Here is a 26,159-nt window from a genome sequence, read left to right on the forward strand (position 1 = left end):
CTCCCGATCCGCAAGCACACACCGGCGGTTGGCGAAATCCCGTCGGAGTGCGGCCGAAAACAGCTGGACAGCGCCGGAGAAGGTATGTCCACGGATCCACCCCGGAATCACCCACGGGGCGTCAACTGCTCTGTCTTACCTACGAATTGTGACAGCCGGAGCGGCGCCCCGGCTGTCCGTTCCACCAAATTCCGGTTCAGTCACCGAGCGTGGCACTGACCACCCGGTCACCCGCCCTGAGCTGCTCGACCACGTCCATCCCCGAGGTGACCCGGCCGAAGACCGCGTAGTTCATGTCCAGGAAGGGGGCGGGGCCGAGGGTGATGTAGAACTGGCTGGAGGCGCTGTTCGGATTCTGGCTGCGGGCCATCGCCACCGCGCCGGCCTCGCCGTGCTGCAGGCCCGGCTTCACCTCCAGCGCGATGGTGCGCTCCCGGCCGGTCTCCGGATCGGTGAATCCACCGGTGCCGTTCCCCTTCGGATCGCCGCCCTGGATGACGAATCCCGGCTCGTGCCGGTGGAAGGTCAGGCCGTCGTAGAAGCCCCGGCCGACCAGGTCCGCGAAGTTCGCCGCCGTGACCGGCGCCTCGTCCTCGTAGAGCTCCACGGTGACCGAGCCCTTGGAGGTCTCGATCAGCACGGTTCGGTTCGCCACCGCCAACCACCTGCCATCACTGGAAGTGTCCTATTTTCGAACCATACGTCAGATCCGCCCGGTCCGATCGGTTCTGATCCGCCCTCCGGCCGCCACCACCTCGGCCAGCACCGCCGCCGTGTCGGCGGGCGTGGCCTCCGGGTTCAGCAGGGTCAGCTTGAGCCGGATCCGCCCCGGCCCCTCGCCCGGCAGCTCGGTGCGGCCCACCACCGCCCGGCCGGTCCGCAGCAGCTCCCGTCGCAGCTCGGCATTGAGCCGGTCCAGCTCCTCGGGCCCGGCTCCGCTCTCCGGGCGGTAGCGGAACACCACCGTGGACAACACCGGCTCGCAGTACAGCTCGAGACCGGGCATCCCCCGCACCGAGTCGGCGGTGGCCAGGGCCAGTTCACGACAGGCCTCCACCCGGGCGCCCAGCCCGGCCCGCCCGAAGGTCCGCAGCGTGACCAGCAGCTTGAACGCGTCGGCCCGCCGGGTGGTGCGCAGCGAACGGCCCAGCAGGCTCGGGTACCCGGCCTCGTCGTCGTCCGCCGGATTGAGGTAGACCGCCCGGCGCTCCAGCGGCCCGAAGCTCTCCGCCCGCCGGGCCAGGAACACCCCGGCGGCGGTCGGCTGCCAGCCGAACTTGTGCCAGTCGAGCGACACCGAGTCGGCCCGCTCGATTCCGGCGAGCAGCGGGGCCAGCCGCTCGGAGAGCAGCGCTCCTCCCCCGTACGCGGCGTCCACGTGCAGCCAGACCCCGTACTCCGCCGCCAGCTCCGCCGCCTCCGGCAGCGGATCCACCGCCCCGGTGTCCGTCACCCCGGCCGTGGCCACCACCGCCACCGGGGTCCTCCCCTGACGCACCGTCTCCTTCAACCGCTCCGCCAGCGCCGCCGGGTCCATCCGCAGCGTGCGGTCCACGGCGACGGGGAGCACGGCGCGCTCGCCGAGGCCGAGCAGGGCGGCGGCGCGCTGCACCGAGAAGTGCGCGGCCTCCGAGGCGAGGACCACCGGACGGCGGCCGGCCGGGACGCCGTCCGCCGAGACCTCGCCGCCGAGGGCGTGGTCCCGGGCGAGGAACAGGCCCATCAGGTTGGACTCGGTCCCGCCGGTGGTCAGCACCCCGGCCGCGGTGGCCGGGTCGAAGCCGACCATCGCGGCGAGCTCGGCGATCAGCTCGGCCTCCATGGTGGTGGCGGCCGGGGCCTGGTCCCAGGAGTCGAGCGAGGGGTTCAGGGCGGAGACGGCGAGGTCGGCGGCGACGGCGACCGGGAGGGGCGGGCAGTGCAGGTGTGCCGCGCACGCCGGATGCCCGGGATCGGCCGAACCGTAGGCGAGCAGCTCGGTGAACCGCAGCAGCGCGTCGTCGTCCTGCTCCTGCAGGCCGAGCACCCCGCGGACCTGCTCCGCCAACGCCTCCGGACTCACCGCCGGCACCGGCCCGCCCCGCCGGGCGGCCCCCACCTCCAACCCGATCAACGCCAGCTCCACCGCACTGCGAAGCTCGCTCACGCGGGTACTCCTTTCTGCACTTGGCCACGCCCGGGGGCGCGAGGACCGTAGGCGGTCACCCCGGGGGCGCGAGGACCATAGGTGGTCAACCCGGGGGGCGCGAGGACCGTAGGTGGTCAACCCGGGGGCGCGAGGAACTGCGCGAGTCGGAAGGCGGCCCAGTGCTAGATCGGGGCAGGAGAGCCAGTTGCACGTGCTGCCGTTCCCCTGCGCGCAGTTCCTCGCGCCCCTGCGGGGCGCTCCCGCGGGGTGTCAGCTCGCCTCGATGGCGTCGGCCAGGCGGTCGAGGACCGCGTCGACCTGGTCGTCGGTGATGGTGAGGGGCGGCAGCAGGCGAAGCACCGCGTCGTGGCGGCCGCCGAGTTCGACGATCAGGCCGCGTTCGAGGCAGGCCTCGCGGACGCGGCGGGCGAGGGCGGGATCGGCGGGGTGGGAGCCGCAGCGGTCGGGTTCGCCGGCCGGGTCGACGAGCTCGACGCCGATCATCAGGCCGCGGCCGCGGACGTCGCCGATCACCGGGAGCCGGCCCTTGAGCCCGTCCAGCCGCGCGGTCATCCGCGCGCCGAGCAGGGCCGCCCGCTCCACCAGCCCGTGCTCCGCGACGTACCGGAGGGTCGCGGCGCCGGCCGCCATCGCCAGGGTGTTGCCCCGGAAGGTGCCGGTGTGGGCACCGGGGAGCCAGCCGTCGTACTCCTCGCGGTAGACCACCACCGCCAGCGGCAGGCTGCCGCCGATGGCCTTCGAGAGGACCATCGCGTCGGGGACGATCCCGCTGTGCTCCACCGCCCACATGGCTCCGGTCCGGCCGACGCCGGTCTGCACCTCGTCCACGATCAGCGGGATCCCCCGCTCCGCCGTGATCCGCCGCATCTCCCGCAGCCAGCCGTCCGGCGCGGGCACCACGCCGCCCTCGCCCTGCACAGCCTCCAGGATCATCGCGGCGGGCGGCAGCACCCCGCCCGACGGGTCGTCAAGGAGCCGCTCCACGTAGGTGGCGGAGAGCTCGGCGCCCCGCGCGCCCTCCCCGAACGGGCAGCGGTAGGCATAGGGGTACGGCAGCCGGGTGACCTCGCCCCCGGTCGGCAGCGGCTCCTTGACCTCCACCGAGCCGGTGACCGCCAGCGCCCCGGCCGTCATGCCGTGGTAGGCGCCGGTGAAGGCGAGCGCGCCCCGCCGACCCGTCGCGGTCTGCATCAGCTTCAGCGCGGCCTCGACCGCGTCGGTGCCGGCGGGGCCGCAGAAGTGCACCCGGGAGGAGGTGGCGAGGCCCTCGGGCAGGCTCTCGAAGAGCGCGGTGGTGAAGTCGTCCTTCTCCGCCGTGGCCAGGTCGAGCAGGTGGAGCGGGGCGCCGCTGTCCAGGGTGCGGCGGATGGCGGCGAGCACCACGGGGTGGTTGTGGCCGAGCACCAGGGTGCCGGCGCCGGAGAGGCAGTCCAGGTACCGGCGGCCGTCGGCGCCCTCGACCGTCATCCCGTTGGCGCGCACCGGCACGATCGGGAAGGAGCGGGCGTAGGTGCGGGCGGCCGATTCGCGGACGCGCTGGCGGCGCAGGATGGCGGCGCCGGCCGACGGGGCGGCGGTGAGGGACAAGGCGGACTCCCCTTTAGGTTAGGTAAGCCTAACTTTACTGGCCACCGATCCCCGCCCGGCCCGCACCCCGGAGATTCACCTGATCGGGTGCGCCTGACACCCCATCAACGAGCGGGCCGCGCCGAGGAAACGGCTCCCGGGTCACCGGGCCGCGGCCGCGCCGGGCCGCCCTCCGGAGACCGCCCGGGACCGCGTCATCCGTTCGGGTTACGATCGAGCAACGCCGGGCCTTGACCGCCCGTCACCACAGAGACCCGACGGAGAGCCACCACCGTGTACGACCACCACGCACCGAACGCGGCCCCGGCCACGGGGCGCTCGCTCCGGCTGATCGTCACCGGCGGCGGCACCGGCGGCCACACCTACCCCGCCCTGACCGCGATCCGCACCCTGCAGGCCCGGCTGGCCCGCTCCGGCGGCTCGCTGGACGTGCTCTGGGTCGGCACCGACAAGGGCCTGGAGGCCCGGGTCGCCCCCGCCGAGGGCATCCCGTTCAAGACCGTGGCCACCGGCAAGGTGCGGCGCTCCTCCAACCCGCTGAAGATGCTCTCCCCCGCCAACGTCAAGGACATGGCCCGGGTGCCGCTCGGCGCCGCCCAGGCCCGCTCGGTGGTCGCCGACTTCCGTCCGGACGTGGTGCTCGCCACCGGCGGCTACGTGGCGGTGCCGGTCGGCCTGGCCGCCAAGGCCTGCGGCCGCCCGCTGGTGGTGCACGAGCAGACCGTCCGCCTCGGCCTGGCCAACAAGGTGCTCGCCAAGGTCGCCGCCCGGGTCGCGGTCTCCTCCGAGTCCACCATCGGCCTGCTGCCCGAATCCGCCCGCGCCACCGCCGTGGTGACGGGCAATCCGGTCCGCCCCGAGGTGCTCGCCGGGCACCCCGACAAGGCCGTCCAGGCCGTCGGGCTGCACGGCTTCGACCGCTCGCTGCCCACCGTCTACGTCACCGGCGGCGCCCAGGGCTCGGCCCAGATCAACGGCCTGATCGCCCAGCTGCTGCCCTGGCTGCTCCAGTACGCCAACGTCTTCCACCAGTGCGGCCCCGCCAACGTCGAGGAGCTGGCCGCCAACGCCGCCGGCCTCCCGCCGCACCTGGCCGGCCGCTACCACCTCACCGGCTTCGTCGGCCCCGAGCTCCCGGACGTCCTGGCCCTCGCCGACGTCGTGGTCTCCCGCAGCGGCGCCGGCACCCTCGCCGAGCTCACCGCCCTCGGCAAGGCCGCCGTCTTCGTCCCGCTCGCCAGCTCGGCCGGCAACGAGCAGGCCCACAACGCCCGCCACCTCCAGGACGCCGGCGCCGCCGCCGCCCTCCTCGGCGAGGCCACCCCCGAGGCCCTCCACCAGCTCATCTCCCCCCTCCTCGCCGACCCCCACCGCCGCGCCGACATGGCCTCCCGCGCCCGCGCCCTGGGCCGCCCCGACGCCGCCGAACGCCTGGTCGACGTCCTCCTCTCGGTCGCCGGAGCTGTCTAACCCACGCTCTCCAGGCGGCGGGCGAGCTGCGGGTAGTCGAGGACCAGGCCCCGGTCGTCGACGGTGAGCTCGCTGTGGAAGTCGCCCGAGGCGTAGCGGACCCGGCCCGGGGCGAGGTGGGTGTAGTGCTGGCGGGACGGACGGACCGTCAGGTCCGGGACGGAGACCCAGGCCGTCAGGAGCTCGTGGGGGCCGGCCGGGCCCGGGGTGTGGTGGAGGGCGTGGCGCAGCACCGGCATGGTGTTGGTGAGCGGCGAGAGCCCGAGGTCGCAGTCGAGGGCCTCGGCCAGCTCGGGGAGGTCGCGGCCGTTGGCCTCCCAGCGGCCGCGTTCGTCGCGCCGCAGGTCCAGCTCGCGGACGCCCTCGGCGGAGTCGGCGGTGACCCGCAGACGGCGGGTGACGTACCGCGGGCCGGTCTCCAGCCGGTAGGTCAGCCAGTACGGCCGCGGCGCGGTGCCGACCACCCGGCCCCGGGCGGCGAGGGTGTCCGGGGTGAGCTCCACCCAGGCGGTCTCGTACCCCTGACTCTCGGTCACTTCCCAGGTCAGCACGGTCTTGGCGGTCATGACCGCCACGGTAGTACGGGCGGGGCTTCCCTCGGCCGAGGCGCCGTGGTGTGCTGGGAGGGATCACCGAGGAGGAGTCCCGGATGAGACCGCACCGAGCCGCCGCGGCCCTCGCCGCCCTGCTGGCCGTCGGCTGCACCCCCGTGCCGCAGCCGGACGCACCGGCACCGGTCAGGGACGACCGCACCGTCCGGGTGACCGCCACGGTGGCCGAGGGCCTGGACACCCCCTGGGGGCTGGCCCGGCTGCCGGACGGCGCTCTGCTGGTCGGCTCGCGGGACGAGGGCCGGATCACCCGGATCGCCGCCGACGGCTCCCGCACGGACTTCGGGACGGTGCCGGGCGTCGTGCCCGGCGGCGAGGGCGGGCTGCTCGGCCTGGCCGTCTCCCCGGACGGGCGGCGGCTGTACGCGTACCTGACGGCCGCCGAGGACAACCGCGTCCTGAGCTTCGCCCTGGCCGACGGGGGCCCGGGCCCCGCGAGCACCGTGCTGACCGGCATCCCGAAGGGGCCGACCCACGACGGCGGACGGATCGCCTTCGGCCCGGACGGCCTGCTCTACGTCGGCACCGGCGACGCCGGGCGGCGCGAGGCGGCCCAGGACCGTTCCTCGCTCGGCGGCAAGATCCTGCGCCTCACCCCCGACGGCGACCCCGCCCCCGGCAACCCCTTCCCCGGCTCCCCCGTCTACTCGCTCGGCCACCGCAACGTGCAGGGTCTCGCCTGGGACGCCCAAGGGCGGCTCTGGGCGGCCGAGTTCGGCCAGAACACCTGGGACGAGCTCAACCGGATCACCCCCGGCGCCAACTACGGCTGGCCCGTGGTCGAGGGCCGGGCAGGCCGCGAGGGCTACGCCGACCCGGTGGCCCAGTGGAAGCCCGCCGAGGCCTCCCCGAGCGGCATCGCGTACGCCGACGGCGCGATCTGGCTGGCCGCCCTGCGGGGCAGCCGCCTCTGGCGCGTCCCGGTGGACGGCGGCGGGAGCCCGTCCTCGTACCTGGACGGCGCGCACGGCCGCCTGCGCACCGTCCTCTCCGAACCGGGCGGCACGCTGCTGCTGACCACCAGCAACACCGACGGCCGCGGCGAGGTCCGCCCGGGCGACGACCACGTGTACCGGGTCGCCGTCCGCTGAGCCGGCCTCAGACCGGGCGGGTCAACTCCCAGGTGTCGACGGCGAAGTCGAGCGTCATGCCGTGCCGCTCGTAGAGGGCCAGCGCACCCGTGCTGTTGTCGGTGTCGACCCCGAGGCCGACCCGGTCGCGGCCGAGGGCGGTGGCGTAGTGGGCGAAGAAGTGCCGCAGCAGGTAGCTGCCGAGGCCCCTTCCGCGGGCGGTGTCGAGAACGCCCAGATTGGCCGCCCAGCCCATGGTGGTGCGGTCGTTGCGGGTGCGGAGCGCGGCCACGTCCTCGCCGTCCAGGGAGGCGATCCAGACCAGCGACCAGTCGGCGCGCTCGCCGTCGATGTCGTGCAGCCACTGCTCGTAGCTGCGCGGCTGGTGGTCGAAGTGCTCGGCGAAGCTCTCCTGGAGCAGCCGGTGGGCGGTGCGGCGGTCCGCCTCCTCCGTGCAGTCCCGGAGGGTGACGCCGGTGGGCGGCACGGGCACCGGGTGCTCGGCGGCGACCACGTCCCGGGCCATCACGTTGTAGCGCCGCACCGGGCGCCAGCCGCGGGCGCGCAGGGCGTCGGTGTCGATGGTGGGGGCGATGTTGAGGTGCATGTGGATCACGGCCCGCTCGGCGCCGTTGCCGGCCGCGCGCTCGGCGGCGCGGGCCTCCATCAGCTCGAACAGGTGCAGCGTCCCCGGGAGTTGGTCCGGCAGGACGTACTGGTCCATGTCGATCCGCTCGGCGCCCGAATCGTCCCAGAGCAGCCCGTAGCCGATCAGCCGCTCGCCCTGGAAGAGCAGCCAGGAGTCCTTCTCCAGGTCCACCTCGGGGTGCTTGAGGTCGGCCTCCACCTCGTTCAGCTCGGTCTCGGCCCGGCCGATCTCCAGCAGGTCGATCTCGTTGAGCAGCCCGCAGACCGCCTCGGCATCGCCGAGCGTCGCCGGACGCACCGTCAGCCCGGCGGGGGGCGTTCCTGTCGTGGTCATACCCTTCACCCTCCCACCGCCCCCGGCATGCCGCGAACCATTTTCCGCCCGGTACGGACCGGGCCTACGGTGGGCGCGTGATCACGAACACGACAGCACAGGAACGCTTCCTCCAGGACTTCCACGCCGAGCACCCGGCGGTGACGGCGGAGGCCTTCGCCCACGGCCGCGCCCCCGACGGCCGCTCCAGCTACCAGCTGCTCAGTGACCGACTGGCCGGCCGCCGACGGGTGTTGGACCTCGGCTGCGGTGACGGCCTGCTGCTCGAGCTGCTCGCCCGGGAGCCGGGGCGCACGCTCGCCGGGCTGGACCTCTCCGCCCACGCGCTGGCCGCGGCCCGCCGCCGCCCGGCGCTGGCGGAGGTCCGGCTGGAGCAGGGCCGGGCCCAGGAACTCCCGTTCGGCGACGGTGCTTTCGACGCCTGCGCGTCGCACATGGCACTGATGCTGATGGGGGAGGTCGAGCTGGTCGCGGCCGAACTGGCCCGGGTGACCGCCCCGGGCGGGGTGCTGGCCTGCGTGATCGGCGGCGAGGCGGTCGGCGGCGAGGCCTACGAGGCGTTCGTCGGGCTGCTGCGGTCCGCCGTCGCCGCTACGCCCCCGGAGCAGCGGATCCCGTCCCTCGGCGACCGCCGCACCCGCACCCGGGACGGCCTGGACGGCCTCCTCGGCCCGGCGGGCTTCGCGCCGGTGGAGTGGGAGACGGTGCCGATCGACCTGACCGGCCCGGTGACGGAGGTCTGGGCCTCCCTCTCCGGCCTGTACGACCTCGCCCCGCTCGACGGACCGGCGCTGGAGCGGCTGCGCCTCGACTTCCTCGCGGTGGCGCGGGAGCTGACCACCCCCGCGGGGCTGGTGCCCTGCGGCTTCCGGATCCACCTCGTGACGGCGCGTCGCCGCTGACCCGGCGGCCGCCCGGTAGCTTGGGCGCATGGCACAGGACCGAGAGGCCGTCCGGGCGTTCTTCGCGGCGCGGGCGGCGGGCTGGGACGCGAAGTTCGCCGACGACCCGCCGCGGTACGCCGCCGCCATCGCCGAACTCGGGCCGCTGGACGGCGCGTTCGCGCTCGACGCGGGCTGCGGCACCGGGCGCGCCCTGCCCCTCCTGCGCGCCGCCGTCGGCCCCGCCGGGCGGGTGGTCGGGGTGGACCTGACCCCCGAGATGCTCGCCGAGGCCGCCGCCCACCCCGGCGTCGACGCCCTCGCCGTCGCCGACTGCACCCGCCTCCCGCTCCGGGACGCGGTGGCCGACCTGGTCCTCGCCGCCGGACTGCTCCCCAACCTGCCCGAACCCGGCACCGGCCTGCGCGAGTTCGCCCGCGTCACCCGGCCCGGCGGCCGCCTCGCCCTCTACCTCCCGCTCTCCCGCACCGCACTCGCCGCCCGGCACGGCCGCGACCCCGCCACCGACCCGCAGTCCGCGCCCCTCCTCCGCCCGCTCCTGGCCGCCACCGGCTGGCACCTCGTCAGCCACCGCGACGCGGACGACCACTTCCTCGCGGTGGCGGTCCGCGCCTGAGCGGGAAGGTGGCGAGGTACGGGCCGGGTCGGCGGCCTCCCGACCCGATCGCCGCGCCGGCACCTAAGCTGCTGGTCATGGCACACGAAGCGAGCATCTCCGGCATCCGAGAGTTCTTCGCCGCGCGGGCGGACACCTGGGACTCCAAGTACCCCGACGACAGTCCGCGCTACGCCGCCGCCATCGCCGAACTCGGGCCGCTGGACGGCGCGTTCATCCTCGATGCCGGATGCGGCACCGGCCGCGCCCTCCCCCTCCTGAAGGCCGCCGCCGGCAAGACCGGCACCGTGCTCGGCGTGGACGTGACCCCCGAGATGCTCCGTCGCGCCGCCGCCCACGCCGCCGAGGCCCGGGTGGTCCTCGCCGACTGCGAGCGGCTCCCCCTCCCCGACGCCACCGCCGACGTGGTCTTCGCCGCCGGCCTGGTCAACCACCTCCCCGACCCCGCGGCCGGCCTGCGCGAACTCGCCCGCGTCACCCGCCCCGGCGGCCGCCTGGTCCTCTTCCACGCCATCGGCCGCGCCGTCCTCGCCGCCCGCCACCAACGCGCCCTCACCCCCGACGACCTCCGCGCCGAACCCAACCTCCGTCCCCTCCTCACCGCCAACGGCTGGCACATGGACACCTACACCGACACCGACGACCGCTACCTGGTGATCGCCACCAAGCACGCAGAGTGAGTGGCATCAGCGGTGGTAACCTTGCGGCATGTCTGAGTCGCCGTTCAAGAAGTACAGCGTCTCGATGCCGGAGGAGGTCGCGGAGGACGTCCGCAACCGCGTCGGCAAAGGCGCCTTCAGTGCGTACGTCACGGCCGCCGTCGAACGGCAGATAGAGCGCGACCGCCTCGCGGAGCTCGTGGACGATCACGAGCGACGCCACGGCACCGTCCCGGACACGACGGTCCAGGAGGCCACGCGGAGCTTCGACGAGGCCGAGCGGAGGTACGCCGAGTGGCTCGCAGGTCGGACGGAGGAACCCCTGGCCGGCTGAGTGCCGGGGCCCTCGTCCTAGACAGCCAGGGGCTGGCGCTGGCTGCGGCCGACGATCTGCGGGTGGCCGGCTACCTGAAGTCCGCCGTCGCACGCGACATCCGGGTCGTCACCAGCACGCTCACCCTGCTGGAGGCGGTCGACCCGAAACAGCCGAAGGCCCGCTGGGCGTACCTGCTCTCCCGCATCCAGATCGAGGACGTGACGCTGGAACTGACGATGCGGGCCATGTCCCTGCTTCGCGATTCAGGCCTGCACGGCCACAAGTACGCCATCGATTCGGTGATCGCGGCCACCGCCATGGCGTGTTCGGGCCCGGTCACGATGCTCACCAGCGACGTCGACGACATGTCGAAGCTGTGCGACGGACGCGTCCTGCTCGTCCAGGTGTGACCTGCGGAGCTACGGGCGCGCGCCGCTGCGCCAGCGGTAGTGGAGTTCGGGGCGGCCGACGGTGCCGTAGCGGGGTTCGCGGGCGGCCAGGCCGGTGGTGACGAGGTGTTCGAGGTAGCGGCGGGCGGTGATGCGGGAGACGCCGGTGGCGGTGGCGGCGGCGGTGGCGGTGAGGCCTTCGGGGGCGGTGCGCAGGACGGCGGCGAGGGTGTCGAGGGTGGGGGCGCTGAGGCCCTTGGGGAGGGCGGTGCGGTCGGGGGTGCGGAGGGCGGCGAGGGCCTGGTCGACCTCGTCCTGGCCGGTGGCCTCGCCGGTGCGGGCCAGGGTGGCGTGGTAGCGGGCGTAGCGTTCCAGACGGTCCGTCAGGGCGGCGCTGGTGAAGGGCTTGAGCAGGTACTGGACCACGCCGGCGGAGACGGCCGAGCGGACCATGGCGAGGTCGCGGGCCGAGGTGACGGCGATGACGTCGGCGGTGTGGCCGGCGGCCCGGAGGGTCCGGCAGAACTGGAGGCCGTGGCCGTCGGGGAGGTGGAGGTCCAGCAGGATCAGGTCGACGGGGGTCCCCTCGGCGCGGGCCCGGTCGAGCACGCGGCGGGCGGCGGCGCAGCTGTGGGCCGTCCCGGCGGCGCGGAAGCCGGGGGTGCGGGAGACGTAGAGGGTGTGGGCGTCGGCGGCGACCGGGTCGTCCTCGACGACCAGGACGGAGATGGTGGTCATGCCGTGGCCTCCCGCTGGAGGGGCAGGCGGACCGTCAGGACGGCGCCGTCGGAGGCGGAGCCGCCGACGGTGACGGTGCCGCCGTTGCGGCGGGCGGTCTGGCGGACCAGGGCCAGTCCGAGGCCGCGCCCGCCGGCGGAGGCCTTGGTGGTCCAGCCGCGGTCGAAGACCTCGCCGGCTGCCGCGGGGTCGATGCCGGGGCCGGAGTCGGCGACCCGGAGGAGGAGTTCGGGGCCGTCGACCCGGGCGGTGACGGTGACTTCGGGGGCACGGGCGGCGGCGTTCTCGATGGCGGCGTCGACCGCGTTGTCGACCAGGTTGCCCAGCACGGTGACCAGGTCGCGCGGGGTGAGGCCGGGCGGCAGGACGCCGTCGTCGATCCGGCTGTCCTCGGTGAGGGTGAGGTCGACGCCGCGCTCGAAGGCCTGCGCGGTCTTGCCGAGCAGCAGGGCGGCGAGCACGGGCTCGCCGACCGCGGCCACCACCCGGTCGGTGAGCTGCTGGGCGAGTTCGAGTTCGGCGGTGGCGAACTCCACCGCCTCGCGGTGGCGGCCGAGTTCGATCAGGGAGACCACCGCGTGCAGCCGGTTGGCGGCCTCGTGGGCCTGCGCGCCGAGCGCCTCCGCGAAGCCCCGGACGGAGTCCAACTCTCCGGACAGCGACTGGAGTTCGGTGTGGTCCCGGAAGGTGACCACGGTGCCGAGGCCCGGGCCGACGGCGGAGGTGTTGACCACCACGACCCGCTCCTCGGTGAGGTGCACCTCGTCGCGGGCGGGATCGTCCCCGGTGAGCGCCCGCACCAGGGAGGGCGGCAGCCCGAGCGAGCGGACCTCGACCCCGTCCAACGGGCCGGTGAGGCCGAGGAGTTCGCGGGCGGCGTCGTTGCAGAGCACCACCCGGCCGTGCCGGTCGAGCAGCACCAGGCCCTCCCGGACGGAGTGCAGCGTCGCCTGGTGGTAGTCGTAGAGGTGGCTCAGTTCGGCGGCGCCCATGCCGTGGGTGTGGCGGCGCAGCCGGGCGTTGGCCAGGTAGGTGGCGAGGGCGCCGAGCAGGACGGCGGCGGCCGCGACGGCGCCCAGGGCCAGCAGCGGGCCGCGCAGTTGGGCGCTGATGGACTGGACGGTGATGCCCGCGCTGACCAGGCCGACCACCCGGGTGCCGTCCTGCACCGGGACCACCACGCGGACGGAGGGGCCGAGGGTGCCGGTGTAGGTCTCCCGGAACACCTGGCCGGCCAGGGCCTGTTCGGTGTGGCCGAGGAAGCGCTTGCCGATCTGGGCCGGGTCGCGGTGGGTCCAGCGGATGCCGTCGGGGGCCATCACGGTGACGAAGTCGACCCCGGTGTCGCGGCGGACCTGCTCGGCGTACGGCTGGAGCGCGGCGGAGGGGTCGGGAGTCAGTGCGGCGGCCCGGACGTCGGGCGCGTCGGCGACCGAGCGGGCGACGGCGGTGACCTGGCGCAGCGCGGCGTCCTCAGCCCGCCCGGCGGTGAACAGGTAGGCGAGCACTGCTCCCCCGGCCACCACGGCGGCCACGATGACCACCTGCACCACGAAGAGCTGCCCGGCCAGGCTGCGGGCCCGGCGGCGCTTGGGGAGGTCCGGGGGGCGCGCGTCCATGCAGGCCAGTGTGCACTGCCGGGGAGCGGAGCCGGATCCTGAGGGCGCGTGAACTCTATGAACGCAAACGTGACCTGGCTCACGTCCGCACGGGATGGTCTTGTCCGACCCCTCCACCCACGGGTCGACGTCGTACCCAGGCGAAGGAGCCTCCCCCATGACCAGGACAGCAGCCCCGGGCCGCAGAGACCGGACGCACTACCTCTACCTCGCGGTGATCGTCGCCGTGCTGGCCGGTGTCGTGGTCGGCCTGGCCGCGCCGGAATTCGCGGTGGAGCTCAAGCCGGTCGGCACCGGGTTCGTGAACCTGATCAAGATGATGATCAGCCCGGTGATCTTCTGCACCATCGTGCTCGGCATCGGCTCGGTGACCAAGGCGGCCAAGGTCGGCCGGGTCGGCGGCCTCGCGCTCGGCTACTTCCTGGTGATGTCCACCGTCGCGCTGGCCATCGGCCTGCTGGTCGGCAACCTGCTGGAGCCCGGCTCCGGCCTGCACCTGACCCAGGCGCTGGCCAAGGCCGGCCACGCCCAGGCCACCGCCGGGCACGCGCAGTCCACCACCGACTTCCTGCTCGGGATCATCCCCACCACGCTCCTCTCGGCCCTCACCGAGGGCAAGGTGCTGCAGACCCTGCTGGTCGCGCTGCTGGCCGGCTTCGCGCTCCAGGCGATGGGCTCCGCCGGCTCCCCGGTGCTGCGCGGGATCGAGCACGTGCAGCGGCTGGTGTTCCGGGTGATGTCGATGATCATGTGGCTGGCGCCGGTCGGTGCCTTCGGCGCCATCGCCGCCGTGGTCGGGGCGACCGGGACGGCGGCCCTGAAGAGCCTCGCCGTCATCATGATCGGCTTCTACCTGACCTGTCTGCTGTTCGTGGTGGTGGTGCTCGGCGGGCTGCTGCGGCTCGCCGCCGGGGTGAACGTCTTCGGCCTGCTGCGCTACCTCGGCCGGGAGTTCCTGCTGATCCTGTCGACCTCCTCCTCGGAGAGCGCCCTGCCCCGGCTGATCGCCAAGATGGAGCACCTCGGGGTGAGCCGTCCGGTGGTCGGCATCACCGTGCCGACGGGCTACTCCTTCAACCTCGACGGCACCGCGATCTACCTCACCATGGCCTCGATCTTCATCTCCGAGGCGCTGGACAAGCCGATGTCCCTCGGTCAGCAGCTCGGCCTGCTGGTCTTCATGGTGATCGCCAGCAAGGGCGCCGCCGGGGTCACCGGCGCGGGCCTGGCCACCCTGGCCGGCGGCCTGCAGTCCCACCGGCCCGAACTGGTCGACGGCGTCGGCCTGATCGTGGGCATCGACCGCTTCATGTCCGAGGCCCGCGCCCTCACCAACTTCGCGGGCAACGCGGTGGCCACCGTGCTGATCGGCCACTGGACCAAGGAGCTCGACCGGGAGCGGATGGCCGAGGTGCTGGCCGGCCGGCTGCCCTTCGACGAGAGCACCCTGGTCGACGGCGGCCACGGCACCGTCCCGGAGCAGGCCACCGCACCCGTCCTGGAGAAGACCGGCTGACGCCCCCTCATGACTCGCAGGCCCCGCCCGGGAACACCACGACCGGGCGGGGCCTGCGCCGTCCCCGGCCCGGCCCCGGGTTCACCGGCCCGCTAGAGGTCGTGGCGGGCGCCGCTGAGCACCCAGGACAGGCCGGTGGCCGGGTCCTCCAGGGCCAGGTGCAGGAAGCGCAGCTCGTCGTCCGGCTCGTACCAGGTGAAACAGCGCAGCCGGGAGACCAGGGCGTTCACCTCGGCCACCGACAGGGCGCACCCCGCCTCCTCGCCGGTCATCGCGGCCAGGATCCGCCAGACCGCGAGGCGGCCCTCGGCGCAGCCCTGCCACAGGCGGTCGGAGGCGGCCTGCACCAGCGCCGGGTAGACCGCGCCGAACGGCAGGTGCCCCCCGGTGACCCGGCGCTCCGGGGTCAGCTGTGCGGCGGCGGCCGACGCGACCCCCCGGACGCAGCGGGCCGTGGCCCACGGTACGGCGGCGGCCAGCAGCCTGGTCGCGGCCAGGCCGAGCACCTGCTCCCCGCGCTCGGGCAGCTCGACCGGGCCGAGGCCCTCCAGGCCGGCCGGCAGGGTGAGCAGCGCCCGCCGGGCACCGCCGGCCGGCAGGTACTCCCGCACCAGGGCATCGGGCTGACCGGCCGCCAGCTCCCAGGGCTCCGCGGCCAGCGGCACGCCTTCGGGATCGGGCTCGGCACCGTGGCCGAGCTGCTCGCCGAGCAGCACCCGGGTGTGCCGCACCAGCCGCCGCACCGGCTCCGGGCCGAGCAACGGGGCCAGCCGGCGCCAGGTGTGACGGGTCGCCAGCACCTCCCAGAGCGGGCCGCTGTCGTGGTCGGCGGTGGTCGCGGTGCTGCCCGGGCCGCCGTCCGGGTCGAACAGCCGCGCCGCCACCTCGGGCGGCGCCCCGTACGCGATCAGGTGCCCGAGCGGGGCGGTCTCGGCCGCCCCCTGGGCCTCGCCGCGCAGCTCGGCGCCGACCGCGCGGGACTCCCGGTAGAGCCCGAGGAGGTCGGGCCAGCGCTCCTCGTCGGCCAGCGTCCGCAGCGAGCGGCACTCGTAGGTGATCACATTTTCAGCGTACGGATCGTGACGGCCCGTCAAGGGAGGCGCGGCCGGGCCGGGCGGTGGACGCTGCGCCGATCGCGCCGCGCGCTCAGCCGCCGACCTGTTCCAGCAGACGGGCGGCGTGCACCCGGCCCGCGTGCTCCACCAGGTTGACCAGGACCTCCTTGCCGGACTCCCGGCGACGGGCGTCGCAGATCACCACGGGGGTGGAGCCGTCCAGGTCCAGCGCCCGGGCGACCTCCTCGGGGCCGAACTCGCGGGTGCCGGCGAAGCGGTTGACCGCGACCACGAAGGGGATGCCCCGGTGCTCGAAGAAGTCGACCGCCGGGAAGCAGTCCGTCAGCCGCCGGGTGTCCGCCAGCACCACGGCCCCCAGGGCGCCCTGGGCCAGCTCGTCCCAGAGGAACCAGAAGCGGTCCTGCCCGGGGGTGCCGAACAGGTAGACCGACAGGCCCTCCCGGATGGTGATCCGGCCGAAGTCCATCGCCACCGTGGTGGTGGTCTTCCGCTCCACCCCGCCGGTGTCGTCCACCCCGGCCCCCGCCAGGGTGAGCTGCTCCTCGGTGCGCAGCGGGCGGATCTCGCTGACCGAGCCGACCAGGGTGGTCTTGCCGACGCCGAAGCCCCCGGCCACCAGGATCTTCAGGGCCAGGTCGGCCTCGGCGTCAGCCGAAGGGGCGGAGGAGCGGTCAGAGCGCGCGGAGTCCATGGATGACCTCACGGAGGATGTGCTCGTCGGGGAGCAGGGCGGGCGGGACGGGGCGGCGGACCCGGACGTAGCCGGCGGTCAGCAGGTCGCCGAGCAGGACCCGGACCACCCCGAGCGGGAGGTCGGTCTCGGCCGCGATCTCGGCCACCGAGAGGGCGTCGTCGCGGCACAGGCCGAGGATCGCGCCGTGTTCGGGCCCCACCGGCGGGTCGGAGCCCTCGGGCAGGTCGCTGACCACCAGGGCGATCAGGTCGAACTCCCGCCCGGTGGGCACGGTGCGGCCCTGGACGAGCGCGTACGAGCGGACCATCGGCCCGGCCTCGCCGTCGTACCAGCGGGTGTGCCGCTCGGGCTCGGACGGGTAGCCGAAGGCGGTGCCGTCCAGGTGGCGGCGCTGCGGGTAGAGCACCGTGCTCACCCGCCGACCGTCGAGCGCGGTGGTGTGTACAGGTGCTCGCCGACCTGACGGACCAGCCGGGCCATCTCGTAGGCGATCAGGCCGAGGTCGGCGTCGGCCCGGGCGAAGACGGCCAGGCAGGTGCCCTCCCCCGCGGCCGCCACGAAGAGAAAGCCGTGCTCCAACTCGACCATGGTCTGCCGGACTTCACCTGCCTCGAAGTGCCGCCCGGCGCCCTTGGCCAGGCTGTGGAAGCCGGAGGCGACGGCGGCCAGGTGGTCACCGTCCTCCCGGTCGATCCCGGCCGAGCTGCCGATCGCCAGGCCGTCGGCGGAGAGCATCACGGCGAAGCGGACCTGCGGGACGCGGGAGACCAGCTCGTCCAGCAGCCAGTCGAGCTCGCCTCTGCGGTGCGTGGTGCCGTTCATCGGAGCTCTCCCTCGGTCGGTCCGGACTGGGTGTAAGGGTGCTGCGGAGCCGGTGGGGCCGGTGGGGACGACGGGCTGACGGTGCGTTGGGCCTTCCCGCGGGCCCAGCCCCGCTGGTAGGCGGACATCGCGGCCCTGGCCTCCTCGGGATTGCGCCCCGCCGGGCGGGGCGGCCGGGCCGCCGCCGGGGGCTGCTCCGGTGCCTGCCGCAGCTGCGGCACCAGGCTGGCCTGCCGCACCCGGCGCGGGAGTTCGTCGGGGTCGGTCACCACGGGCCGCCCCAGCGGCGGCACCCCGAGCGGGGGCACGACCGCCAGCGGGACGGTGGGCGGGGGCACCTGAGCCGGCGGCACCGCGGCGGGCGGCCCGGCACCGGCCGACACGGCGGCGGGCGGCACGACGGCCAGGCCGGGGAGCTCCAGCGCCTCCGGCCGCTCCGTGTGCTCCGGCAGCTCCGTGTGCTCCAGCTGCTCCGACAAGGGTCCGCGCCCCGTTGCCCGCCAACCCTCCTCCTCCAGCAGTGCGTTGGGCAGCAGCACCACCGCCGTGGTCCCTCCGTACGCCGAGGGGCGCAGTGAGACCCGGACGTCCTGGCGGCGGGCCAGCTTGCTGACCACGAACAGGCCCAGCCGGTCGCTGTCGAAGAGGTCGACCTGCTCGGCGGCCTCGATCCGCCGGTTGGCCTCGGCCAGCGCCTCGGTGCCCATGCCGAGCCCGCGGTCCTCGATCTCCAGCGCGTAGCCGTTGCCGACCTGCTCGCCCCGCACGTGCACCTTGGTGTGCGGGGGCGAGAACCCGGTGGCGTTCTCGACCAGTTCGGCCAGCAGGTGCACCAGGTCCGCCACCGCCTGGCCGGCCACCGCGACCTTCGGCAGCCGGTGCACCTCCACCCGGGGGTACTCCTCCACCTCCGAGACGGCGGCCCGCACCACGTCCATCAGCGGCACCGGATTGCGCCAGCCCCGGCCCGGGGCCGCCCCGGAGAGGATGATCAGACCCTCCGCGTGGCGGCGCATCCGGGTGGTCAGGTGGTCGAGCCGGAACAGGTCGGCCAGCTCCGCCGGGTCCTCGGTGCGGCGCTCCATCGCGTCCAGCAGGGCGAGTTGACGGTGCACCAGCACCTGGCTGCGCCGGGCCAGGTTGACGAAGACCCCGGAGACCCCGGAGAGCACCTCCGCCCGCTCCACCGCCGCGGTGACGGCGGCCCGCTGGACCGAGCCGAGCGCGCCGTGCACCTGCCCGATCTCGTCCGCCCCGTGCGGGCGCTGCGGCGCCTCGCGCTCCACGTCGATCTCCTCACCGGCCCGCAGTCTGCGCATGGTGGCCGGGAGCTTGCGCCCGGCCAGCTCCAGCGCCGAGTTCCGCAGGGCGATCAGCTCGGTGACCAGGCCCCGGCCGATCTGCACCGAGATCAGCAGCGAGGCGACCACCGCGACCAGGCCGAGCAGCACCGCCGCGCCGGAGGCGGAGAACAGCCCGAGCGCGTACGGGCGGGCCTGCGCGGCGGCGGTGGCCCCGGCCTCGGTCTCCACGGTGCGCAGGGTGCGGGCCACGTTCCCGGCAGCCACCATCCACTGCTCGGCGCTGACCGCCTCGGCGGCCGAGCGGCCGTCGGGCGCGGCGCGCACCGCGTCCTCCTGGCGCAGCAGTTCGCGGTGGTCCGGGCCTCCCGTGACGGTCGCCAGCGCGGCCCGGTCGGCCGGACGCAGGTCGCGCGCGGCGGTCTGCTGGAACAGCCGCCGGGCGTACACGGCGGCCGCGAACTCGGCCCGCTGCTCCTCGGTGAGCGCCCCGGCCCGCTGGCCGGTGCGCAGCAACGCGTCCTCCCGGGCCAGGAGTTCGCGCGAGCGGGCGAACTCCAGCAGCACCCGGGCGGCCGAGCCGGCCCGGTGGTCCTGGAGCCCGCTGACGGCTCCGCCGACCTCCAGCGCCCGGTCGATCGCGGCGGTGTAGCCGGCGTAGGTCTCGTCCCAGCGGACCTCGCGGGAGAGCACCCGGCGGCGTAGCTCGGCCACCGCGGTGAGCGCGCGGCCCAGCTCGTCCAGCCGGCCGGCCGCCTCGGCGCCGTAGCCCCGGGCGTCGGCCCGGTTGTAGGAGCCGCCGATCCCGAGCGGGGCGGCCGCCCGGTCGGTGGAGTCGGCGGCCTCCCGCAGGGTGGCCTCGCGGACGGCGCCCGGTGCGGCCAACTGCTGCCCGGCCGCGGCCCGTTCGGCCTGGAGACCGCCGACGGTCGCGGCCACCGGCGTGAGCAGTTCGGCCTGCACCTGCTGGACCCGCAGCAGGTCGGCGACCTGCTGCGCGGTGGTGACGGTGGCGAAGGACCACAGGGCCATCACCGACACCACCGGGACCATCAGCAGGGCGACGATCCTGGCGCGTACCGTCCGCGGCTTCAGCCGCCGCCATCCGGGGCGGTCGGCCGGTCCGGCGTGGCTTCCCATCGAAAAGGACCCTCTCGGTAACGGAACTAGACTTCCTCGATGGCCAGTTGGCCGGCTTCCCGGTACGCGGCACGCTCCTGTGCGGTCGGCGAGAGCGCCACGAAGGCCGAGGTCAGGAACAGGAACGAGCCGAGCCCGACCGCCAGCGGGAAGATGAACTGCATCGGCGTGGCGCCGCCCAACTCGACCCGCGAGGGCTCCAGTTCCACCTGGACGGCGGCCATTCCGGTGTAGTGCATCAGGCTCACCGCCACGCCCATCACCAGGGCGGCGGCGGCCGCCGCGTAGACGTTGCGGATGGTGACGGCGGCCCAGAGCGCCGCGCTGGCCGCGCCGACCGCGATCAGCACCGAGAGCACCACCGTGCCGGCCTCGTACCGCAGGTGGCCGTGCATCCGCACCGCCGCCATGCCGAGGTAGTGCATGGCGGCCACGCCGAGGCCGGTGATCAGCCCGCCGAGCAGCAGCGCGCGCCCCCGGTGCCGGCCGTAGCCGACCACGAAGACCCCGATCCCGACCACCAGGACGGCGACCAGCAGGCTGAGCACGGTGAGCGGCACGTTGTACCGCAGTTCGGTGCCGTCCACGGCGAAGCCGAACATGGCCACGAAGTGCATGGTCCAGATGCCGGAGCCGATCGCGGCGGCGGCGGTGACCAGCCAGTTGCGCCGCGAGGCACGGGCGGTGGGTGGAGCCTCCAGGGCGCGCAGGGTGCAGCGCAGGCCGAGAGCGGCTCCGATGCAGGCCATCGCGTAGGCGATGACCGGAGTCGGCCAGCCGAAGCCGAAGTGATCCAGGTGTGCCATCGAGCCCCCGTCCGATGCGGCGTCAGGTGCGGGACGCTACGCAGCGGCGGAAGGGGGCCACCAGAAGATGTGAAAAGCAGCCCACCGGGGGGCTCGCGTGTGCTGAACTGGCGTGCGCCCTGTGCGCCGGGCGCACGCCCTCCCGTTCAGCCGGGGTCCGTGCCTCAGCGGCGCTGCAGCCGCAGCCGGACCGGGCCGGCCGCTTCCAGGGTGATCCCGTGGGTCAGCGGCACCTCGTCGTCCAGCGCCTCGACCTCGAAGGTGCGCAGCAGCGACGCCAGACCGAGCACCGACTCCAGCATCGAGAAGTGCTGGCCGATGCAGGCCCGCGGTCCACCGCCGAACGGGAACCAGGCGTAGCGGTGCCGGGCGGCCTCCGCCTCGGGCGTGAAGCGCTCCGGGTCGAAGCGCTCCGGGTCCTCCCAGTGCTCCGGGTGCCGGTGGGTGACGTAGGGGGCGACCATCACGTTGGACCCGGCCGGGATCACCGTGCCGTCGATCACGGTCTCCGCCACCGACTGGCGGCCGACCACCGGAGCTGCCGGGTAGAGCCGCATCGCCTCCTTCAACACCATGGTCAGGTACGGGAGTTCGTTGTAGTCGGCAGCGGTCGGGCGGCGGCCGCCGGCCAGCAGGCCGTCCAGCTCCTCGTGCGCCCGGGCCTGCACCTCGGGGTGGTGGCCCAGCAGGTGCAGGGTGAAGGTGAGCGAGGTGGCGGTGGTCTCGTGCCCGGCCAGCAGGAAGACCAGCACCTGCTCGCGCAGCTCGGTGGCGTCCAGCCGCTCGCCGTCCTCGCCGCGGGCCGCGGCCAGCAGGCCGAGCAGGTCGTCCGAGCCGGCCGCCGCGCCGCCGCGGGCCGCGATGATCGCGTCGCAGACCTCGTACAGCGCCCGCTCGGCGGCCATCGCCTCCCGGTTGGTCGGCGTCGGCCAGGTGCGCGGGATGCGCACCGGCTGGAAGCCGCGCGCGGTGACGAAGTGGGCCAGGACGGGGAAGTTGGTCCGCACCGAGTCCAGCGCGGTCTCCACGTCGGCGCCGAACAGGATCCGGGAGACCGCGCGCAGGGCGAAGCGCGACATCTCGTCCACCGCGTCCACCGGGCCGGGCAGCCCGCCCCAGCGGTCCACCAGGGCCTCGGCCTCGATGCCGATGGCGTCCGCGTAGCCGTCCACCCGGCGGCGGGTGAAGAGCGGCTGGATCAGCCGCCGCTGGCGCTGGTAGTCGGTGTCCTGGGAGGTGAGCAGCCCGTTCCCGAAGCTGGCCCGGATCTCCTCGTAGAAGCTGTTCTCCTTGCGGAAGTTGGCCGCCTGGCCGGCCAGCACCTGCTGGGCGCCCTCCGGGGAGTAGACCCCGTAGAACTCGACCCGCAGCCCGGGCGGGCCGGCGGTGAGCCGGACCACGTCCCCGTACGCGCGGTGCGCTGCCAGGTACGTGCCCAGCGGGTCGCGCTTGAGGTCGAACATCGAACCGAGCAGCGGCAGGCCGGCCGGCCCCGGCACCTGTGTGGTCGGCAAAGGATCCCCCCTCGATGGAACAGGCATTCGCTCCCCACGCTAACTGACGGAGTATCAGCCCAGATAGGGCACGCGTTCGGCCACGGAGGGTCGCCTGTCACTTCGCACATGCTCCCTGCACGCCCCCTCGGGCCTGGCCCGTGCAATGAAACAGGGGATATTTCAGCCGCAGCTGCGGCACTATGATCGCCTCACCACATCATGAGGAGACTCGTTCACATGACCGTCACCGTCCGCCGCGCCGCCCTGGCCGCCACCGCCTTCGCCCTGGCCGCCGGGCTCACCGCGTGCAGCAGCTCCGGTTCCACGAGCTCCTCGCCCTCGGCCTCGGCCACCGGCCCCAAGCTCTCCGGCACCGTCACCGTCTTCGCCGCCGCCTCGCTCAAGGAGAGCTTCACCGAGCTCGGCAAGCGCTTCGAGACCGCGTACCCCGGCGTCAAGGTGACCTTCAACTTCGGCGGCTCCTCCGCCCTGGCCACCTCGATCACCTCGGGCGCCCCGGCCGACGTCTTCGCCGCCGCCTCCACCAAGACCATGAAGACCGTCACCGACGCCAAGGCCGCCGCCGACTCCAAGGTCTTCGTCCGCAACACGCTGGCCATCGCCGTCCCCAAGGGGAACCCGAAGCACATCGCCGGCCTCAAGGACCTGGCCGGCGGCGGTCTCAAGGTGGCCCTCTGCGCCAAGGAGGTGCCGTGCGGCGCCGCCGCCCTGGACGCCCTCAAGGCCGGCGGGGTCAACCTGACCCCCGTCACCCTGGAGCAGGACGTCAAGGGCGCGCTCACCAAGGTCGAGCTCGGCGAGGTGGACGCCTCCCTCGTGTACAAGACCGATGTCAAGGCCGATGCTGCCAAGATCGACGGTGTGGACTTCCCCGAGGCCGCCCAGGCCGTCAACGACTACCCGATCGCCGCGCTCGCCAAGGCCCCCAACCCCGACGGCGCCGCCGCCTTCACCGCCTACGTCCAGTCCGCCGACGCCCGCCGGGTGCTCACCGAGGCCGGCTTCCAGGCGCCGTGACACCTGCTCAGCCCCGCACCGGCCGCCGGGCGCGCCCCGCGCGACGCTCGCGGATCCCGTACGCACTGCTGCTTCCCGCACTGATCGGCCTCACCTTCCTGGTGCTGCCGCTGCTCGGGCTGTTGATCCGCGCTCCGTGGAGCGACATGCCCGAGCAGCTCACCAGCCCCGAGGTCTGGGAGGCGCTGCGGCTCTCGCTGCTCTGCGCGACGGCGGCGACGGGACTCTCCCTGCTCTTCGGGGTCCCGCTCGCCTGGCTGCTCGCCCGGACGGAGTTCCCCGGACGGGGGCTGGTGCGGGCGCTGGTCACCCTGCCGCTGGTGCTGCCGCCGGTGGTCGGCGGCGTGGCGCTGCTGCTGGTGCTCGGCCGCAACGGCATCGTCGGGCGCTACCTGGACGCCTGGTTCGGCGTCACCCTGCCGTTCCACACCTCCGGGGTGGTGCTCGCCGAGGCCTTCGTGGCGATGCCCTTCCTGGTGATCAGCGTGGAGGGAGCGCTGCGGGCCGCCGACCCGCGCTACGAGGAGGCCGCCGCCACCCTGGGCGCCTCCCGGCTCACCGCCTTCCGGCGCGTCACCCTCCCGCTGATCGCCCCCGGCGTGGCGGCCGGCGCCGTCCTCGCCTGGGCCCGCGCGCTCGGCGAGTTCGGCGCCACCATCACCTTCGCGGGCAACTTCCCGGGCAAGACCCAGACCATGCCGCTCGCCGTCTACCTGGCCATGGAGTCCGAACCCGCGGCGGCCATCGCGCTGAGCCTGGTGCTGCTCGCGGTCTCCATCGCCGTGCTCGCCGGACTGCGCGGCCGGTGGATGTCGTGAGCAGGACCGGCGGGCGCGCGGGCGAACGTGGCTGCGCCACCAGGGGCGCGGGGAACTGCGCGAAGCGGAAGGCGGACCGGAGCCAGATCGGGGCAGGCGAGCCAGTTGCACGTGCTGCCGTTCCCCTGCGCGCAGTTCCCCGCGCCCCTGGGGTAACCACGTTCGCGAGGAGCCACGGTGCTTGATGCCCATCTGATCGTCGAGCGGGAGCCGCAGGCGGGGCGGGCCGGGTTCCGGCTGGACCTCGAACTGGCCGCCGCACCGGGAGAGGTGATGGCGCTGCTCGGGCCCAACGGCGCCGGGAAGTCCACCGCCCTGCGGGCGCTCGCGGGGCTGCTGCCGCTGACGGGTGGTCACCTGTCACTGGACGGCGGCCCGCTGGAGGTCCCGGCCAAGGGGGTCCACACGCCCGCCGAGTCCCGGCCCGTCGGCGTGGTCTTCCAGGACTACCTGCTCTTCCCCCACCTCTCCGCCCTCGACAACGTCGCCTTCGGCCTCCGCTGCCAGGGCATGAACCGCCGAGCCTCCCGCGAGGCCGCCCTCCCCTGGCTGGAGCGGATGGGCCTGGCCGAGCACGCCCAGGCCCGCCCCGCCGGGCTCTCCGGCGGCCAGGCCCAGCGCGTCGCGCTCGCCCGCGCGCTCGCCGTCCACCCCCGGCTGCTCCTCCTGGACGAGCCGCTCGCCGCCCTGGACGCCCGGACCCGGCTGGACGTGCGGGCCCAGCTCCGGCGCCACCTGGCCGAGTTCGAGGCGGTGGCCGTGCTGGTCACCCACGATCCGCTGGACGCGATGGTGCTGGCCGACCGGCTCGTGGTGGTGGAGGAGGGGCGCGAGGTGCAGTCCGGCCCGCCGGCCGAGATCGCCCGGCGGCCCCGGACCGACTACATCGCCCGCCTGGTCGGCCTCAACCTCTACCAGGGCGAGGCCTCCGGACACACCGTCACCCTCCCCGGCGGCGGCCCGTCCCTGGTCACCAGCGACGAGCTCACCGGCCCGGCCTTCGTCGCCTTCCCTCCCTCCGCCGTGGAACTGCACCGCTCCCGGCCGGACTCCAGCGCCCGCAACGTCTGGCAGCTGGAGGTCACCGGCCTGGACCTGCACGGCGACCAGGTCCGGGCGGACCTGACCGGGCCGCTCGACCTGGCCGCCGACCTCACCCCGGCGGCGGCCGCCGAACTCGACCTGGCCCCGGGCACTCCGGTCTGGGCCACCGTCAAGGCGGCCCAGACCCACGCCTACCCGGCCTGATCAGCGCCGCCGCAGCCGCCGTCCGGCCACCACCAGACCGGCACCCACCAGCCCGAGCACCGAGGCCCCCAGCACCGGCCGCTGCCACCCGAGACCCGCGCCGGTGTCCGGCAGACTCCCGCCACCGTCCGGCGGCACCGGGACCGGCGGGGCGCTGCTCCGCGTCGGACTCGGCGCCGGTGTCACGGTCGGACTCGGCGTGGGAGTCGGGGTCGGCGTAGGAGTCGGCGTCGGGGTGGGCGTCGGCGTCGGGGTGGGCGTCGGCGTGGGAGTCGGGGTCGGCGTCGGGGTCGGGGTGGTGTTGTCCTTGCAGTGCGCGTGCACCTCGCCCAGCCGCATCGTGGTGATGTCCCCCTGGTACACCTGGGTCCCGCCCGTGTCGTTCAGCACCCCGCTCACCTGGATGTCCAGCCATGCCGAGGCGTCGTACTGCCGGCTCTGCGTGGCCGGATCCTGATGCGGCGTCACCACCACCGTGAGCGTGCTGGGCCCGACCGTGGGCACACCGAAGTCCGTTCCGGTGACCGACAGCTGGGTGGTCCCGACCCCGACCCGCTGCCCGAGCACGGTGATCTGGGACCCGTCCGTCCGGTTGTAGGCCAGCGCGTACGGGCCGATCGGCGGCGGCACGCACTCCGCGTAGGAGTCGATCGACGCCACGCCGCTCTGGGCCGTGGACCGGATGGCCAGCAGCGGCCTGCTGTTGTGGGTCATCACCAGGTCGGTGAGCTGGGCCTGCCCGTAGATCTTGCTCTCGGCCGCGTCGGTCCGGCTGACCTGGGTGGCGATGGTCAGCTTGGTGAGCACCCCGTCCGGGTCGCTGAAGTCCCCGTTGTCGGTGTCGCCGATGGCCACGCTGTCCGCCGTGCCGTAGACACCGCTGAAGGCGGTCATCCCGATCGGGTCCACCTTCTGCTGGGTCAGCTTCACCAGCTCCGAGGTGGCCAGCGCGTTCGGATCCACCGCCCGCGGCCCCACCGCCATCGAGGGCACCATCGCCAACGCACCCAGCGCCACCGCCGTACAACCCGCCACCGCGACCCGTCGTGTCATGAAGTCAGACATACCACCCCAAAACACCCACACCCGGATCGCC

26 protein-coding genes are annotated in these 26,159 nt (G+C 74.4%); 11 read left to right on the top strand and 15 right to left on the bottom strand.

Annotation, left to right across the window (positions count from 1 at the left end; all coding sequences use genetic code 11):
• Window positions 1-196: 196 nt before the first annotated feature.
• The 3 genes from ABD946_RS01110 to ABD946_RS01120 all read right to left on the bottom strand — a co-directional run bounded on the left by ABD946_RS01110 (window position 197) and on the right by ABD946_RS01120 (window position 3,736).
• Complete coding sequence (locus ABD946_RS01110) at window positions 197-655, bottom strand: peptidylprolyl isomerase (RefSeq protein ID WP_345279094.1); 459 nt, start codon at window positions 653-655, stop codon at window positions 197-199.
• A 48-nt stretch (window positions 656-703) separates the two neighbouring features.
• A complete protein-coding gene (locus ABD946_RS01115; protein WP_345279096.1) occupies window positions 704-2,146 on the bottom strand; it encodes a pyridoxal phosphate-dependent decarboxylase family protein in 1,443 nt (480 codons plus the stop codon).
• 252 nt (window positions 2,147-2,398) lie between these two features.
• Window positions 2,399-3,736, bottom strand: coding sequence for a diaminobutyrate--2-oxoglutarate transaminase family protein (locus tag ABD946_RS01120; protein ID WP_345279098.1), 1,338 nt, complete (start codon window positions 3,734-3,736; stop codon window positions 2,399-2,401).
• A gap of 273 nt (window positions 3,737-4,009) precedes the next feature.
• Between ABD946_RS01120 and ABD946_RS01125 the strand changes: the two genes are divergently transcribed.
• Window positions 4,010-5,206 (top strand): UDP-N-acetylglucosamine--N-acetylmuramyl-(pentapeptide) pyrophosphoryl-undecaprenol N-acetylglucosamine transferase, encoded by a 1,197-nt coding sequence (locus tag ABD946_RS01125; RefSeq protein ID WP_345279100.1) that lies wholly within the window; start codon window positions 4,010-4,012, stop codon window positions 5,204-5,206.
• On the opposite strand, the gene ABD946_RS01130 is transcribed toward ABD946_RS01125, so the two are convergent.
• Complete coding sequence (locus tag ABD946_RS01130) at window positions 5,203-5,772, bottom strand: putative glycolipid-binding domain-containing protein (RefSeq protein ID WP_345279102.1); 570 nt, start codon at window positions 5,770-5,772, stop codon at window positions 5,203-5,205. The two genes, ABD946_RS01125 and ABD946_RS01130, sit on opposite strands and share 4 nt — an antisense overlap.
• An 83-nt stretch (window positions 5,773-5,855) precedes the next feature.
• Here ABD946_RS01130 and ABD946_RS01135 point away from each other — a divergent pair, with 83 nt between their 5' ends.
• Entirely contained in the window at window positions 5,856-6,908 is a 1,053-nt protein-coding gene (locus tag ABD946_RS01135; protein ID WP_345279104.1) for a PQQ-dependent sugar dehydrogenase, read from the top strand.
• A 7-nt stretch (window positions 6,909-6,915) separates the two neighbouring features.
• On the opposite strand, the gene ABD946_RS01140 is transcribed toward ABD946_RS01135, so the two are convergent.
• A complete protein-coding gene (locus tag ABD946_RS01140) occupies window positions 6,916-7,869 on the bottom strand; it encodes a GNAT family N-acetyltransferase (protein ID WP_345279106.1) in 954 nt (317 codons plus the stop codon).
• A 77-nt stretch (window positions 7,870-7,946) separates the two neighbouring features.
• Between ABD946_RS01140 and ABD946_RS01145 the strand changes: the two genes are divergently transcribed.
• The 5 genes from ABD946_RS01145 (at window position 7,947) to ABD946_RS01165 (ending at window position 10,772) form a co-directional block, all read left to right on the top strand.
• Complete coding sequence (locus tag ABD946_RS01145; protein ID WP_345279108.1) at window positions 7,947-8,771, top strand: class I SAM-dependent methyltransferase; 825 nt, start codon at window positions 7,947-7,949, stop codon at window positions 8,769-8,771.
• Window positions 8,772-8,799: 28 nt separating this feature from the next.
• Complete coding sequence (locus ABD946_RS01150; protein ID WP_345279110.1) at window positions 8,800-9,387, top strand: class I SAM-dependent methyltransferase; 588 nt, start codon at window positions 8,800-8,802, stop codon at window positions 9,385-9,387.
• Between the two features lie 77 nt (window positions 9,388-9,464).
• Complete coding sequence (locus ABD946_RS01155) at window positions 9,465-10,067, top strand: class I SAM-dependent methyltransferase (RefSeq protein WP_345279112.1); 603 nt, start codon at window positions 9,465-9,467, stop codon at window positions 10,065-10,067.
• Between the two features lie 28 nt (window positions 10,068-10,095).
• On the top strand, window positions 10,096-10,380 hold the full coding sequence (locus ABD946_RS01160; protein WP_345279114.1) for a hypothetical protein: 285 nt from the start codon (window positions 10,096-10,098) through the stop codon (window positions 10,378-10,380).
• Between the two features lie 62 nt (window positions 10,381-10,442).
• Window positions 10,443-10,772 carry a hypothetical protein gene (locus tag ABD946_RS01165; protein ID WP_345279116.1) on the top strand — a complete coding sequence of 110 codons (330 nt, stop codon included), beginning with the start codon at window positions 10,443-10,445 and terminating at the stop codon, window positions 10,770-10,772.
• 9 nt (window positions 10,773-10,781) lie between these two features.
• Here ABD946_RS01165 and ABD946_RS01170 read toward each other — a convergent pair whose 3' ends face one another.
• Together ABD946_RS01170 and ABD946_RS01175 are read right to left on the bottom strand one after the other, a co-directional pair.
• Window positions 10,782-11,489: a response regulator gene (locus ABD946_RS01170; protein ID WP_345279118.1), complete on the bottom strand. Its 708-nt coding sequence runs from the start codon at window positions 11,487-11,489 to the stop codon at window positions 10,782-10,784.
• The gene (locus tag ABD946_RS01175; protein ID WP_345279120.1) at window positions 11,486-13,108 is read right to left on the bottom strand and encodes a sensor histidine kinase; all 1,623 of its coding nucleotides are present in this window, start codon (window positions 13,106-13,108) and stop codon (window positions 11,486-11,488) included. The genes ABD946_RS01170 and ABD946_RS01175 overlap by 4 nt, the downstream gene beginning before the upstream one ends.
• 157 nt (window positions 13,109-13,265) lie before the next feature.
• Between ABD946_RS01175 and ABD946_RS01180 the strand changes: the two genes are divergently transcribed.
• Complete coding sequence (locus ABD946_RS01180) at window positions 13,266-14,624, top strand: cation:dicarboxylate symporter family transporter (RefSeq protein ID WP_345279123.1); 1,359 nt, start codon at window positions 13,266-13,268, stop codon at window positions 14,622-14,624.
• Between the two features lie 92 nt (window positions 14,625-14,716).
• Here the strand turns inward: ABD946_RS01180 and ABD946_RS01185 are convergent, their stop codons facing one another.
• The 7 genes from ABD946_RS01185 to ABD946_RS01215 form a co-directional block, all read right to left on the bottom strand.
• A complete protein-coding gene (locus tag ABD946_RS01185; protein WP_345279124.1) occupies window positions 14,717-15,685 on the bottom strand; it encodes a hypothetical protein in 969 nt (322 codons plus the stop codon).
• A gap of 85 nt (window positions 15,686-15,770) precedes the next feature.
• Entirely contained in the window at window positions 15,771-16,391 is a 621-nt protein-coding gene (locus tag ABD946_RS01190; protein ID WP_345279126.1) for a GTP-binding protein, read from the bottom strand.
• Window positions 16,372-16,701, bottom strand: a complete 330-nt coding sequence (locus ABD946_RS01195; protein WP_345279360.1) for a DUF742 domain-containing protein — start codon at window positions 16,699-16,701, stop codon at window positions 16,372-16,374. The genes ABD946_RS01190 and ABD946_RS01195 overlap by 20 nt, the downstream gene beginning before the upstream one ends.
• A gap of 104 nt (window positions 16,702-16,805) precedes the next feature.
• Complete coding sequence (locus ABD946_RS01200) at window positions 16,806-17,216, bottom strand: roadblock/LC7 domain-containing protein (protein ID WP_345279128.1); 411 nt, start codon at window positions 17,214-17,216, stop codon at window positions 16,806-16,808.
• Entirely contained in the window at window positions 17,213-19,657 is a 2,445-nt protein-coding gene (locus tag ABD946_RS01205) for a sensor histidine kinase (protein ID WP_345279130.1), read from the bottom strand. The genes ABD946_RS01200 and ABD946_RS01205 overlap by 4 nt, the downstream gene beginning before the upstream one ends.
• A 26-nt stretch (window positions 19,658-19,683) precedes the next feature.
• Entirely contained in the window at window positions 19,684-20,463 is a 780-nt protein-coding gene (locus tag ABD946_RS01210; protein ID WP_345279132.1) for an MHYT domain-containing protein, read from the bottom strand.
• Between the two features lie 164 nt (window positions 20,464-20,627).
• Window positions 20,628-22,004 (bottom strand): cytochrome P450, encoded by a 1,377-nt coding sequence (locus ABD946_RS01215; RefSeq protein WP_345279135.1) that lies wholly within the window; start codon window positions 22,002-22,004, stop codon window positions 20,628-20,630.
• A gap of 192 nt (window positions 22,005-22,196) precedes the next feature.
• Here ABD946_RS01215 and modA point away from each other — a divergent pair, with 192 nt between their 5' ends.
• The 3 genes from modA (at window position 22,197) to ABD946_RS01230 (ending at window position 25,063) form a co-directional block, all read left to right on the top strand.
• On the top strand, window positions 22,197-22,997 hold the full coding sequence (gene modA, locus ABD946_RS01220) for a molybdate ABC transporter substrate-binding protein (RefSeq protein WP_345279137.1): 801 nt from the start codon (window positions 22,197-22,199) through the stop codon (window positions 22,995-22,997).
• The gene (locus ABD946_RS01225; protein WP_345279139.1) at window positions 22,994-23,815 is read left to right on the top strand and encodes an ABC transporter permease; all 822 of its coding nucleotides are present in this window, start codon (window positions 22,994-22,996) and stop codon (window positions 23,813-23,815) included. The genes modA and ABD946_RS01225 overlap by 4 nt, the downstream gene beginning before the upstream one ends.
• Window positions 23,816-23,992: 177 nt before the next feature.
• Complete coding sequence (locus tag ABD946_RS01230; RefSeq protein ID WP_345279141.1) at window positions 23,993-25,063, top strand: ABC transporter ATP-binding protein; 1,071 nt, start codon at window positions 23,993-23,995, stop codon at window positions 25,061-25,063.
• Here ABD946_RS01230 and ABD946_RS01235 read toward each other — a convergent pair whose 3' ends face one another.
• Entirely contained in the window at window positions 25,064-26,116 is a 1,053-nt protein-coding gene (locus ABD946_RS01235; protein WP_345279143.1) for a hypothetical protein, read from the bottom strand.
• Window positions 26,117-26,159: the final 43 nt, after the last annotated feature.

The sequence above is a fragment of the Kitasatospora albolonga genome (genome assembly GCF_039535905.1).
Classification (GTDB): Bacteria; Actinomycetota; Actinomycetes; order Streptomycetales; family Streptomycetaceae; genus Kitasatospora; species Kitasatospora albolonga.